The sequence below is a fragment of the Rheinheimera pacifica genome (assembly GCF_024809855.1).
Taxonomy (GTDB): domain Bacteria; phylum Pseudomonadota; class Gammaproteobacteria; order Enterobacterales; family Alteromonadaceae; genus Alishewanella; species Alishewanella pacifica_A.
Genome location: NZ_JANUEM010000002.1, coordinates 1 through 13,182, shown reverse-complemented (window position 1 = coordinate 13,182; position 13,182 = coordinate 1). Strand labels below are relative to the sequence as shown.

13 protein-coding genes and 1 pseudogene are annotated in these 13,182 nt (G+C 54.1%); 5 read left to right on the top strand and 9 right to left on the bottom strand.

The genetic code is table 11. The annotated features are described in order from the left end of the window. Positions 1-2,172, top strand: a complete 2,172-nt coding sequence (locus M2404_RS03020; RefSeq protein ID WP_215398799.1) for a heavy metal translocating P-type ATPase — start codon at positions 1-3, stop codon at positions 2,170-2,172. 13 nt (positions 2,173-2,185) lie between these two features. Continuing rightward, entirely contained in the window at positions 2,186-2,590 is a 405-nt protein-coding gene (cueR, locus tag M2404_RS03015) for a Cu(I)-responsive transcriptional regulator (protein ID WP_215398800.1), read from the top strand. 66 nt (positions 2,591-2,656) lie between these two features. Here the strand turns inward: cueR and M2404_RS03010 are convergent, their stop codons facing one another. The 6 genes from M2404_RS03010 to M2404_RS02985 are packed head-to-tail and all read right to left on the bottom strand — an operon-like array spanning position 2,657 to position 8,037. Beyond that, the gene (locus M2404_RS03010) at positions 2,657-3,172 is read right to left on the bottom strand and encodes a DUF411 domain-containing protein (RefSeq protein ID WP_215398801.1); all 516 of its coding nucleotides are present in this window, start codon (positions 3,170-3,172) and stop codon (positions 2,657-2,659) included. 20 nt (positions 3,173-3,192) lie between these two features. Further along, positions 3,193-3,678 carry a YybH family protein gene (locus M2404_RS03005; protein WP_215398802.1) on the bottom strand — a complete coding sequence of 162 codons (486 nt, stop codon included), beginning with the start codon at positions 3,676-3,678 and terminating at the stop codon, positions 3,193-3,195. 38 nt (positions 3,679-3,716) lie between these two features. Next, complete coding sequence (locus tag M2404_RS03000; RefSeq protein WP_259238239.1) at positions 3,717-4,607, bottom strand: CopD family protein; 891 nt, start codon at positions 4,605-4,607, stop codon at positions 3,717-3,719. A gap of 17 nt (positions 4,608-4,624) precedes the next feature. After that, positions 4,625-5,020 (bottom strand): copper resistance CopC family protein, encoded by a 396-nt coding sequence (locus M2404_RS02995; protein ID WP_008224208.1) that lies wholly within the window; start codon positions 5,018-5,020, stop codon positions 4,625-4,627. Positions 5,021-5,053: 33 nt separating this feature from the next. Further along, entirely contained in the window at positions 5,054-6,229 is a 1,176-nt protein-coding gene (locus M2404_RS02990) for a copper resistance protein B (RefSeq protein ID WP_215399527.1), read from the bottom strand. Continuing rightward, positions 6,226-8,037, bottom strand: a complete 1,812-nt coding sequence (locus M2404_RS02985) for a copper resistance system multicopper oxidase (RefSeq protein ID WP_310503061.1) — start codon at positions 8,035-8,037, stop codon at positions 6,226-6,228. Before M2404_RS02985 ends, M2404_RS02990 begins: the two co-directional genes overlap by 4 nt. A 160-nt stretch (positions 8,038-8,197) precedes the next feature. Here M2404_RS02985 and M2404_RS02980 point away from each other — a divergent pair, with 160 nt between their 5' ends. Together M2404_RS02980 and M2404_RS02975 are read left to right on the top strand one after the other, a co-directional pair. Then, positions 8,198-8,884: a heavy metal response regulator transcription factor gene (locus M2404_RS02980; RefSeq protein ID WP_259238235.1), complete on the top strand. Its 687-nt coding sequence runs from the start codon at positions 8,198-8,200 to the stop codon at positions 8,882-8,884. Then, complete coding sequence (locus tag M2404_RS02975; protein ID WP_259238234.1) at positions 8,877-10,268, top strand: Cu(+)/Ag(+) sensor histidine kinase; 1,392 nt, start codon at positions 8,877-8,879, stop codon at positions 10,266-10,268. Before M2404_RS02980 ends, M2404_RS02975 begins: the two co-directional genes overlap by 8 nt. 33 nt (positions 10,269-10,301) lie before the next feature. Here M2404_RS02975 and M2404_RS02970 read toward each other — a convergent pair whose 3' ends face one another. Beyond that, entirely contained in the window at positions 10,302-10,925 is a 624-nt protein-coding gene (locus tag M2404_RS02970; protein ID WP_259238233.1) for a LysE family translocator, read from the bottom strand. 228 nt (positions 10,926-11,153) lie between these two features. On the opposite strand from M2404_RS02970, the gene M2404_RS02965 reads away from it, so the two are divergent. Then, positions 11,154-11,765 carry a DUF502 domain-containing protein gene (locus M2404_RS02965; RefSeq protein ID WP_215399500.1) on the top strand — a complete coding sequence of 204 codons (612 nt, stop codon included), beginning with the start codon at positions 11,154-11,156 and terminating at the stop codon, positions 11,763-11,765. An 84-nt stretch (positions 11,766-11,849) separates the two neighbouring features. Here the strand turns inward: M2404_RS02965 and M2404_RS02960 are convergent, their stop codons facing one another. Both M2404_RS02960 and M2404_RS02955 read right to left on the bottom strand, forming a co-directional pair. Further along, on the bottom strand, positions 11,850-12,086 hold the full coding sequence (locus M2404_RS02960) for a heavy-metal-associated domain-containing protein (protein ID WP_215399499.1): 237 nt from the start codon (positions 12,084-12,086) through the stop codon (positions 11,850-11,852). A gap of 139 nt (positions 12,087-12,225) precedes the next feature. Continuing rightward, positions 12,226-13,053 (bottom strand): annotated as a pseudogene (locus M2404_RS02955) (ISL3-like element ISPst2 family transposase); the annotation flags it as partial. Between the last annotated feature and the right edge of the window lie 129 nt (positions 13,054-13,182).

Below are 13,182 nucleotides of genomic sequence, written 5' to 3'. Positions count from 1 at the left end.
ATGGCAGCAACAATACAACTTGCGGTAAAGGGTATGACCTGTGCGTCTTGCGCCGGCCGGGTGGAAAAAAGCCTGTTAAAGGTGTCTGGTGTGCTAAGCGCTTCAGTAAACCTGGCTACAGAGCAGGTAAGCCTGACCCTGTTACCCGCCACAGAAGACCGCGCCCTGAAACAGGCCGTTGCCGATGCCGGGTATGAGCTGATCCTCAGCCAGGCTTCGCCTGAGGCTCAAAATTCCCCTGCTCAACCACGACGTTTTTATCAGCGTGACAGCTGGCCAGTGATCGGTGCTGCCTTACTCACCCTGCCGTTAGTATTGCCGATGGTGGGCATGCTGTTCGGTGCCGACTGGATGTTGCCTGCCTTGTGGCAATGGCTGTTAGCAACACCGGTACAATTTTACTTTGGCGCGCGCTTTTACAAAGCCGGCTGGCATGCACTGAAAGCGGGCACCGGCAATATGGACCTGCTGGTATCAATGGGTACCAGTGCCGCTTATGGCTTATCGCTCTATCTGTGGTACAGCTTTGATGGGCATCATGGCGCACCACACCTGTACTTTGAAAGTGGCGCGGCAGTATTAACCCTGGTACTGCTGGGTAAGTTACTGGAGAAACGCGCCAAGCGGCGTACGACCGATGCGCTGCAAGCACTGGAAAACTTAAAACCGACATCAGCAAGGGTCTGGCGCAATAATAGCTGGCACAGTATTGCAGCGGCTGAGCTGCTCAAAGGTGATCGCATTCAGGTGCTGCCAGGAGAACGGATACCGGCCGACGGCATAGTGACAGAGGGCAGCAGCCACGTGGATGAGGCACTAATCAGCGGCGAAAGTGTGCCGCTGCATAAAACCTCTGGCGATAAAGTGACGGGCGGCTCGGTTAATCTCGATGGTCGGCTGGAGTTCGAGGCCAGCGCCTTAGGTGCAGAATCCACCTTGTCAAAAATTATCCGCCTGGTAGAGCAGGCTCAGGGCGCGAAAGCACCAGTGCAAGCCCTGGTGGATAAGATAAGCAGTATCTTTGTACCGGTAGTATTACTGGTCGCCTTAGCCACCGTGCTGATTTGGGGTCTGGCGTTTGCCGATTGGCAGCAAGGTATTCTTAATGCAGTAGCGGTATTGGTTATAGCCTGTCCCTGTGCTTTGGGTCTGGCCACTCCGGCGGCCATTATGGCCGGTACCGGCACAGCGGCGCGCCAGGGTATTTTGGTGAAAGATGCTGTCGCGCTGGAGCAGGCGACAAAAATTGATTATGTGGTGTTTGATAAAACCGGCACCCTCACCGAGGGTAAACCCGTATTAACGCAGCTGAATGCGCTTAACAACGAAACTGAGTTGGCCGCACTGGCCTATGCGTTATCACAGTACAGCGAACACCCACTGGCCAAAGCAATTGTTAGCTATGCTATCAACCACAATGTCGATTTATTGGCAGTATCGGATTTTGCTGTAGTGGCCGGAAAAGGCGTGAAAGCTAACGTCAAAGGCCGTGCGGTAATGCTGGGCTCAGGTAGCTGGATGAGAGAGATGGGGCTGACATTACCGCAAGACCTTATCGCAGTGCCGGGCGCCTCGGTATCCTGGCTGGCAGAGAAAACTGCTCAGGGCACGACATTACTCGGTTTGCTGTGTTTTGCCGATAAAGCCAAAGCCCAGGCAAAAAATGCGGTACATAAATTACAAGCTGCCGGTATTCAGGTTGCCATGTTAACGGGTGATTCAGCGGCCAGCGCCGAGTATGTTGCCAAAGAGCTGGGGCTGGATAACTTTAACGCCGAAGTGCTGCCGCAGGGTAAAGCACAAGCCGTAGCGGCCTATCAGCAGCAAGGCTATAAAGTAGCGATGGTGGGCGATGGCATTAATGATGCCCCTGCTTTGGCTCAAGCTGACTTAGGTATCGCGATGGCAACAGGTACCGATGTTGCGGTCAGTGCGTCTGCATTTACGCTGATGCGTGGCGACCCGGAACTGGTTGCGACAGCACTGCTGCTCGCCAGTGCAACCTACCGTAATATTCAGCAAAATTTGTTCTGGGCTTTTGCCTTTAACACCATTGGTATTCCACTGGCCGCACTGGGTTTTTTAAACCCGGTTATCGCCGGTGCTGCCATGGCCTGTAGCAGTGTGCTGGTGGTAACCAATGCCCTGCGTTTGCAACGCATGTCTTTTTAACAAGGAGCAGCAAATGGCGACCTTACTGACCATTGGTGATGCGGCAAAAGAGAGTGGCTTAAGCGCCAAAATGATCCGGCACTATGAGCAATCCGGTTTGCTGAGAAAATCACCACGCACTGATGCCGGTTACCGGCTTTACAACAGTGAGCAAATTAACCAGCTACGTTTTATTCGTCAGGCACGCAACCTGGGGTTTTCGTTACACGATATCCAGTCGCTGCTGGCATTATGGCAAGACCCACAGCGTGAAAGCCGGGTGGTAAAACAGCTGGCTCAGCAACACCTGGATGAAATTGCCGGCAAAATTGCCGAGCTGCAGCATATGCAGCAGGTGCTGACGGCGCTGGCCGACAGCTGCCGGGGCGATGGCAGCCCACATTGCCATATCTTGCAGCAACTGGCGAAACCCGGCTGACATTATCGTGCTTCAATAAAAAAACACCACTTTAAAAGTGGTGTTTTTTTAAGCGCCTATTATTGGCTACTGCATCGAAGCATCGCTGATGTGGGCGTAGACGCTGGCGCTGCCATCTTTGTTTAGCAGCAGAATGTCGTACGGCATAAAGCGGTCTTCGACCTCCATGCCCGGTGAGCCGAGCGGCATCGCCGGTACACTCAGGCCAATCGCATCCGGATGCGACTCAGCGAGGAATTGCCGGATGTATTTAGCAGGGATATGGCCTTCAAAAGCATAGCCCTGCTCCGATACGGCGGTGTGACAGGAATAATACTGTGGTGAGATACCGTAGCGGGCTTTAATGCCACTTAAATCATCATAATTTTTCGTGTGTGCAACCACTCCCTGCTGTTCAAGGTGCAATACCCACTTTTTACAGCAACCGCAGCTTGGCGTTTTGTATACCGTGAGGGTTAGTGCTGCCGCATTGCCAGCACTGTCGGACAAAGCTGTAGTTTCCGGTTTAGCCGGGCCGGCGTCTTTACAACCAGCCAATAGCGCAGTGGCTGCCAGCATTGCCGCTATCAGAGTTAACTTCATAGTGCTCTCCCGCTGTTGCCTTAGTGCGACCAGTGCACATGCACGATCTTCCAACCGTCGCCGTTATCTACCAGCACCAGCGTTTCTTTACTGATAACGTCAACCGGCTTGCCTTTATAGTCGCCAGTCAGTTGGCTGCGGCTAACCGAATAGGCCACCTTGCCCAGCACCTTGGTCTGATGTTCCAGCGCCTCTACCTGTACCGCCGCCATAAATTTCATATCGGCCAGCATATGGTGACTGGCATACTCATCTGCCGAGCGCTCTACGCCATTACCTTCGACAATCAGTACGTCATCTGCCAGCATGGCGCGGGCAGCATTGGCATCACCAGCGCGTAACGCCTGATGAAACGCTTTTACCGCCTGAGCGGCAGCGGTGCTTTCGCCGACAAACAAGGCCGGGGCGGCATGCTTTTCATTGCCGTGCGCCTGCACACTAACGGGGCATAGCAACGCCAGGCCCAGGCTGATGGCAGAAAAGGTTTGAATTTTATTGCGAAACATATTAGGTATCCTGTTGTAATTATTAGAATAAAGCAGGCTTAATGTGCTAAGCCCACCACAGTGGTAAAGCTGCTGCTGGTTGCCAGAACCAATAGCGCCAACAGCATTTCGATAAAAATAGACCGTGCCAGCAAGCGGCTGTTCTGATGCTTCGCCAGCGCGTTGACCAGCTTAAATTTATGCCAGGCGGCCAGCAGTAACATGGCCGCGACCAACATCAGCTTAAACAGCAGCAAACGGCCATAATCGGTTACAAACAACTGGCTAAGTGGGTCAAGCAGTTGCAGTAAGATCAACACGCCACAGCTGATAAGCAATACCAGCAGATAAAGCGCAACCTGACCGAACTGCTGCATCAGCGCCAGCAGCCTGTCTGGTGCCAAGCGGTAACAGCTTTGCCACAGCGGCAGCAAGGAGCCTACCCAGGCCGCTATTGCCAGCACATGCAGCGTCAGTAACAACTGCCACAGGCCTGCCAAACTGGCCACATGGCCGGTTTGGCTGAAACTGCCGGCCAGCAAAAACGCAGCCAGGCTAACAAGCGCAATGCTCACCGTGTTGCCGCTGTGTTTAACGCGCCGGGCCCAAAGCCACAGCGCTGCATAACCGCATAACCATAAAAGCAGCTGGGTGCGCATTGCCGATTGCCAAACCATCTGTAGCATCAGCCTGTCGGCCATGCCAGCTACGCCTGTTTCGGCCAGCGCACCAGCCTGCAGCGGCAGATACAGTAACGCCAGCACCATACCTGCGGCCGACCACCCCAGTACAAGGCGTTTTAACCACAGCCGAAAGGCAAGGCTATCAGACGGTGGCTGAGCCAGCGCCGGCAACTGCAGCAAAAACGCCGCACCAATACTGCCGCTAACCGCTAAATAACTCAGCAGCTTGTGGGCGAATAAGGCTAATACCCAGGTATCGCTAAACATCGCCAATCTCAAGCCATCTAGTGCTGATGCGCGTGCGCGCTATCAGCTTTCACCCCGGCGTCAGCGCCGGCGTGGAGCATAAAACTGAAATCACCTTTCATTTTATGACCGTCTTCGCCCAAACCTACCCAGTTAACCTGATAACTACCGATCTCCAGCACTGGCAACGGCCAGCTAAACTGCGTGGCGACAGCGGTGGGCGTAAAGCCAAAATCGACAGTGTTACCGTTATCGTGCAACAGCGTGACTTTCGTCAGCCGGATCGGGCCACTAAAGCTGATACTGAGTACATCCGGTGCCTGCATTAGCATGGCGTTATCCGCCGGCACCGAGCCGCTTTGTTTAACATGCGCCAGCACAGGCCCGGCAAACGCCAAACAGAGCAGAGTAAGCAGCGGGATTAATTTTTTCATGTTGATCACCTTATTTATTAAAACCCTGATCTATTAAAACCAGAAACGCACACCGGCAACCCAGGATGTTTCTGCTGTCGATGCATCCTGCAGGCGGGCAAAATCTGCCGTGTTACCATATTTGTTATGCCACTCTACCCCGACATAGGGTGCGAACTGGCGGGAGAATTCATAGCGCAGCCGAAGCCCTGCCCCCAGTGAAGACAGGCCTTTACCCAGCTGATTGACCTCATCGTCTTTGCCATAGGCTGTCAGCTCCGCCCGGGCCTGCAGGATCAGGCGCTGCGTTAACAGCAGCTCATATTCCGCTTCGGCACTTAACGCGGTGCGACCACCAGTGCCCAGATAAACCGTGACATCCACTTCAAACCAGTACGGCGCCAAACCCTGCACACCCAATGCTAACCACTGCCGGTTGGTGCCATCGGCAACCTGATCCAGGCGCAGCCCAAGCTGACCATCCCAATAGGCTGCTATCGCGTGGCTCCATAACAGCTCGGTGCTGCTCTCTTCCAGCTTGCCGTCACTGACTTCAGCTTCGGTTTTCAGCACCAACCGATCATAGGTCGTACCATACCAGGCTTGCAGCTCCAGTTCGCCAGCTTCACTGTCGGCATTGTATTCCAGCCGATCGCCCAGCACGGACCACTGTGGATGTTCAACGCCGTGCTTTAAATGGCGTGAATCGGCCATGCCATAGGGCCCGTCAGTCAGGGTGTAGCCGTTGGAGTAGGCATGTGGATCGCGGGCATTAGCCGGCGCCTTACCGCCTTGCATCTGCATATCGGCATGGTTCATCGTGCTGTGATCCATACTGCTGTGATCCACGGCCTGCTCAGCATGGGTCATTTCACTATGGTTCATCTCGGTATGATCCATTTTGCTATGGTCCACTTCGCTGTGGTCCATCTGGCTATGGTCTACGGCCTGCTCAGCGTGGCCCATTTTACTGTGGTCCATGCCGCTATGATCCATCTGACTGTGATCCATGTCACTAGGGTTCGTCTGGCTATGGTCAACCGCCTGCTCAGCGTGGTTCATCTTGCTATGATCCATTTTGCCGTGGTCCATTTTGCTGTGGTCCATGCCACTGTGCGTTGGTACCGGCGGTTTCTCAGTGGCGTTCTGCGCTGCCACGCCAGGGCTGAGCGCCACAGTACAGGCCAGCGCCAGCAGCGACAAGGTTAGCGTTACGTTGGCTGTTTTCATGACACCACCACTTCTCTGAACATACCCGCATCCATATGGAACAATAAATGACAATGCCAGGCCCAGCGCCCGACATCATGCGGCGTGGTTAAAAAGCTGATGCGCTGCGCCGGTTGCACCGGAATGGTATGGCGGCGTACCTGTACGGCACCGTTGTCACTTTCCAGATCACTCCACATACCGTGCAAATGCATCGGGTGGGTCATCATGGTGTCGTTTTGCAAGATCACCCGGATACGCTGATTGTGCTTCATATGCACCGGTGTGCTTTTACTGAACTCTAAGCCATCGAATGACCAGGTGTAGCGCTCCATATTGCCGGTCAGATGCAGCTCAATTTCCGCCTCCGGGCCGCCCGGCTCAATAATACCGTCCAGCGAATGTAAATCGGCCAGGGTCAGCGCGCGCCGCCCGGTATTGCGCAAACCAATGCCCGGATCGTCCAGGTTGGTTCTTGGCATATCCACCCGCATATCCACCGACGGGCCATACTCGGTGCTGGCATGACGCACAGTTGAACTGGCTTTGGCATAAGGCACCGCCGGGCCATGCTGACTGTGATCGATAGCCATAGCACCATGCTGGCTATGATCTTCCGCGCCATTGCCGTGCGCCATCGCGCTGTGGCCGTGGCTGTGGCTGTCGCTTGCGCCATGGTTCATATTACCCATCATGTCAGCCATCGTCAGCCACTCCACCGGATCCAGTGTCGGCACCGGGGCGTGCAAGCCCTCGGCCACGGCCAGGGTACCGCGGGCATAGCCACTGCGGTCCATACTCTGGGCGAAAATGGTGTATGCATCCGCTTGTGGCGACACGATAACATCATAGGTTTCGCCCGGGCCAAAGCGGAATTCATCCACCGTCACCGGGTGCACATTCTGGCCGTCAGCCTGCACCACGGTCATTTTCAGCTCGGGAATACGCACATCAAAAAAGCTGTTGCTGGAGCCATTGATAAACCGCAGCCGCACGCGCTCACCGCGCTTAAATAAACCGCGCCAGTTGGCCAGCGGTGTGCTGCCATTCATTAAGAAGGTTAAGACAGCGGCTGACAAATCCGCTAAATCGGTTGGATTCATGCGCATTTGCTGCCACATCTGCCGTTTTGCCAGCGCCGCGTCCAGCCCTCTGTCAGTGATATCGCGCAGCATGTCCTGCACTGTTGGCTGATTAAAATTGTACAAATCACTTTGCACTTTTAATTTGCGAAACACCGTATGTGGATCTTCATCGGTCCAGTCTGACAGCTGCACCACATATTCGCGATCGGCGGCAATTACATCCTGCGCTTTGGGTTCAATGATCAGCGCGCCATACATGCCGGTCATTTCCTGAAAGCCACTGTGCGAGTGATACCAGTACGTGCCGCTTTGCTTTAACGTAAAACGATAGACAAAGGTTTCGCCGGGCATAATGCCTCTGAAGCTCATGCCGGGTACGCCGTCCATCTGGTAGGGTAAAATAATACCGTGCCAGTGAATTGAGCTGGGCACCGACAAGGTATTGGTTACCCGTATGGTGACCTCATCGCCTTCGCGCAAGCGTAAGGTCGGTGCCGGTATCGAACCATTGATGGTGGTGGCTTTACGGACCACGCCGGTAAAATTTACCAGCGCTTCGCCGATGGTTAAATCAATCACGTTACCGCTGAGCTCAGTGGCATAGCCGGTAAAGGCATTATCTTTAAAGGCGCTACCCGCCCTGACGATATGCGGAAAAGTGGCCAGCACGCCGCCCACCGCCAGCCCCTGCACAAACCGGCGCCGTGAAACCGATACCGGCATCATGGTGTTAGCCTTTATCATCTGCAACCTCCAATACTCTCTATATGATATGCGTAGCAGTGTAGAGGACGAAACTGTCAGCAGCATGACCTGAACATGACAAAGTTGTAATCTTGCTGTCATGTTGCTGTTTGGCGGTTTATGGTCTAATACTGCCAAAGCTATGTTTGGAGATGGCAAGATGCGTTTGCTGATTGTGGAAGATGAACAAAAAACCGGTGACTATCTGAAGCAAGGCCTGAGCGAAGCCGGTTTTCAGGTGTCACTGGTCAGAAATGGCCTGGATGGCCATCATCTGGCGATGACAGAAGATTTCGATTTAATCATGCTGGATGTGATGCTGCCGGACGTCAGCGGCTTTCGCATTGTGCAGGCGCTAAGAGAAAACCATAACCACACGCCGGTACTGTTTCTGTCGGCCCGCGACAGTGTCGACGACCGGGTAAAAGGCCTGGAGCTTGGCGCCGACGACTACCTGATCAAACCCTTTGCTTTCTCTGAAGTGCTGGCCCGGGTCAGAACCCTGCTACGGCGTGGTCAGGCCGTACCGCAGTCAGAATTATTGCAGGTCGCCGATTTACAACTGGATATCGCCAAGCGTAAAGCCAGCCGCAGCGGCGCCAAAATAACATTGAGTAATCAGGAATTTAGCTTGCTTGAGCTGCTGATGCGCCGCCGCGGCGAAGTACTGCCACGCTCGCTTATCGCCTCGCAGGTGTGGGATATGAATTTTGACAGCGACACCAATGTTATCGATGTAGCTATCCGCCGCTTGCGCGCCAAAATTGATGATGGCGTTGCGGCAAAACTGATCCACACCGTGCGCGGTATGGGCTATAAACTGGACGATGAGCAAACTGATGCATAAAGCTGGCAAACGCCCTCTCTCGATCACCGTTCGCGTGGTACTTTTTGTCGCGCTAACCATTTCGATTTGCCTGTTCTTCGTGCAGCAATTACTGCTCAGCTCAGTCGAACATCACTTTATCGAGCAGGACGCCGACGAATTAGCCGTGATCCTGCACGCGGTTGAGCACACGCTGACTACCGCTCAGGACGGCCAGCAACAGCCGGCACAGACGCTGGCCAAAGCGGTATCGGGCCATCACGGTGTTTACTATCAGGTGATGGATAGCCAAAACCGCTTACTGTACCGCAATGCCGACGTTGACTTAAGCCTGCTGGCTGCCAACACCCCGGCCAGCGCCGACTACAATGCCAAAACCATCCACCACTGGCAGCTGGACGGCAAAGCCTATCGCGGTGTGTTCAGCCGCCTGACCACGGCAGATCAGCACTATAAGGTAATTGCTGCTATTGATATCAGTTTTCATACCCATTTCTTGGCGCAGTTACAGCGCAGCCTGGGGCTGATTTTACTCGGCTCTGCACTGCTCACCTTGCTGGCGGCCTGGCTGGCGGTGCATCAGGGGTTGAATCCACTCAGAGGCCTTAGCGAACAAATGCGTGATATTCAAACCAGTAAACTGGATATTCGCTTGTCCCCGGGCGAGGTCCCGACCGAACTGCGCCACATGGTGCAGTCTTTTAATCTGATGTTAGATCGGCTGGAGCAGGGGTTTACCAAGCTGTCGCACTTTAGTGCCGACATCGCCCACGAGCTGCGCACGCCGCTGACCAATATGATCACGCAAACGCAGGTCAGCTTATCGCGCGCGCGCAGCGCCGACGAGTACCAGAATCTGCTGTTCTCCAATCTGGAAGAGCTGGAGCGGCTGAATAAAATGATTAGCGATATGCTGTGGCTGGCCAAAAGTGACAATGGCCTGTTAACACTGCAAAAGCAGCCGCTGGAGATAAAGCAGGAAGTGGCCGCAATTTTCAACTTTTTCGAAGCCTGGGCGGCAGAAAGTCAGGTTGGCCTTAGCTATCACGGTGCCAATATTATTGTGCAGGCAGATCGCACCTTGCTGCGCCACTCCCTGACCAATTTATTATCCAATGCGCTTAGGTATACCCCGCCCGGCGAAACCATTACCGTCAGCACCACCGCAGCAGCCGACAGCACCACCATCACGGTAGAAAACCCGGGCCAGCCGATCCCGCCACAGCATTTGCCGTTTTTATTCGATCGCTTCTATCGTGCTGACGCCTCGCGCCAACGCCAGATAGAAGGCTCGGGTTTGGGCCTAGCCATTACCAAAGCCATAGTCGATGCTCATCAGGGCCAGTTAAGCGTCGAATCAGATGCGCGCTCTACCCGCTTTAGCATCAGGCTTAAACTGGCGTGACGTCGGTTAAACTCACCGCGGTGCTATGCGGTATTAGCCAAGTAACATCCACAGCGCCACGCCAAACATCAGGCTGGCGCCGATGCGGTTTAAATACTGCACCCGGTTAGTTTTACTAAAAAACAGCGCCAAAGCTTTGCCGCCACTGGCGTACAGCAACATAGAGCCAAATTCCAGCAACAGAATAATTGCCACTAACACCAGCAACTGCGGCCAGAATGCCAGCTGGCTATCGATAAAGGGCGGCAGCAGCGCCATATGAAACGCCCAGCCTTTGGGGTTAGACACTGCCGTAATAAAGCCCTGACTAAACAAGGTTCGCCGCGGTAGCAACACCGGCGCTGTGCCCAGCTGCGGCACCGCCAGTTTGCCTTTGGCGCGCCACATTTGGATGCCAATATAAGTTAGATAGGCGGCACCAAGCAGTTTAAACCACTGAAACAGCTCCGGAAACTTCAGCATCAGAGCGGCTACGCCTAATACCGCCGCCATGGCAACTAAACCCACGCCCAGCATCTCGCCCCACATCATCCAGAAGGTACGACGCACGCCCTGACTCATCCCCAAGGTCATGGCCAGCGTCATACACATACCTGGCGTCACAGAAACAAATAAAAAGGTGGGAATAAAAGCGCCCAATAATGTCAGATTAACCATAAGTACCCCGGTAGACTCACCGCTTATTCTGGCGACTTCTACTTATTGCAGAAATAGCTAAACTAACTTTTAGATTATCCTGGTCAACCGCACGCCTCCTTTTGCAGTTAAAACAGCGCCAGAAAAGCAAAATCTAACCGGCAAGCGTCATCCAGCCCCAGACTGGCGCCCGCTTCCTGATCGCTGTTATGCTAGCGCTACTTTGACTGATGCAGATTGAAATCCCTGATGAAAATAGTGGTAAGAAGTTTATTAAAAGGCCTGGCGATTGTACTGCCGTTAATTATTACTATCGAGCTGCTGCGCTGGTTGCTGAACCTGGTAGAGGGCAGCCTGGCCCCGGCACTGCAATGGGTGCTGCCAAGCCACTGGTATCTGCCTGGCATGGCGATACTCAGCTTTATGCTGTTGTGTATTGCTATCGGTTACAGTTCACGCTGGAAGGGTTTTAATTGGTTGTGGCAACTGCCGGGGAAGGTGTTACTGAAACTGCCGGGCACCAAACAAATTTACGGCATGCTGCAGGATATTATCGATTTAATGGCAGGTAAAAACTTTGCCGATGGCTCGGTAGTCATGCTAAAACTGCCACCCTCAGATATTGAACTGATTGGCATTATTACCAAACAAGGCGGTCAGAGTGATGATCGCATGTCGGCGCTGATGCAGGACGATCAAATTGCGGTATTTATTCCGATGGCCTACAACGTTGGCGGTTACACCGTTATCGTACCGCGTAGCTGTACCCGTAATGTTGATATGAAACCGGCCGAAGCGCTGCAGCTGGTATTAAGCGGTGGTTTAGGCAGCAACAAAGCGCCCGGTCATCGTCAGCAGTGAACCAAACGCTATAGCCCCCGTTACTTCGTCAAACACGCAGCAAAATCCGTTGCATGTAGAAGCCACCTTACGGTGGCTTTTTCCTTAGGCGCTGTGGCAGCTGTTCGCCGGATTACAGCAGCTGGCTTTGACTTCTGTCGCCGGATATCCCGCCTCTGTTAAGACCTCAATTACCTCTGCAGAGCTCAGTTCCGTGCTGAGCTGCAGCGTTTTGTCGGTCAGGTTAGTCTGTATTTTTGCATCACCATCTGCTGTGAGGATGGCTTTGGTGACCATGCTAACGCAGTGGCCACATGTCATGTCAGCGATATGGAATTTCATGGTGTTTCTCTCCTGTGGTGTGTTCATGACACAAGCTAATGCTTGCCACTGTGGTACAGTCAAGCCGCTATTTTAAATTTTGGGTATACGGATTTAATGGTTGATGGGGCACCTTCACCCCATCAATCTGATACCACCCTCAGATGGTTGATAGATCGACTCCGTAGTTGAGTTCCTCTGCGAAGTCCGGCAGTCCGTAACCGATGGTTTTCTTGTAGAAAAGAGAGACCTTCGCAGTCGGTGCCTTCTTCTTGTGCTTCGTGGTGTAGAGCATTCGTGCCCGCATCACCTCGAAGGAGTAACCGCGCCCTTCACGGTTCTTGTCCTTGGCCAGTCGGTTGATGGACTCCGTGTAAGCGTTGGTGACGGGCATGTCCGTCTCGAAGTAGGTCATGGTCTCTTCGCGCCAGTTTCCCACTGCCCTGACCAGATCGCTCCAGACTTCCTTTTGGCCCTTCGGGATGGTGGCTATCCACTCGTCCAGGGCGGCTTCTGCCTGGAGCCGTGTGGTGGCGTCCCAGATGCCGTAGAAGCGCTCCTTGTGCTCGTAGGCGGCCAGCAGTTGCGGGAACGCGCCTGTCCAAGTCTCCATGATGAGGCGCTCCCGGTCTGAGACTTCGTGAGCGCGTTTCAGCAGGATTTTCCGGTCTCCCTTGAGAGTCCGGCTCTGGGACGGTTTCAGCTCCTTTCTGAGGCCCTTGCGCACTCTCTCTAGGGCATCGTTGGCCATGCGCACCACATGGAACTTATCGACCACGATACGGGCCTGGGACAGCACAGCCTTGACCGCTGCCCGGTAGGGGTTCCACATGTCCATGCTGACGATCTCGACCTTCTGCCGGTCTTTCAGCTTCATCAGGTAGTTGGTCACCACGTCCTGGCGGCGGGTGGCCAGCAGGTCGAGCAGGGTTCGCTCCTCAATGTTGGTCAGAATGCAGCGGTAGCGCTTGTTCAGGTAGGGGTCGTCTCAGAATTCGGAAAATAAAGCACGCTAAGGCGTAGTCACCCCGTGACTCCCCCGCGCCGATGCAGCGAGCTTCGTTCCGTCTTGCAGTGACACAATCAGCGGGCAGGAAACGTTCCCTTTCCGCGCATG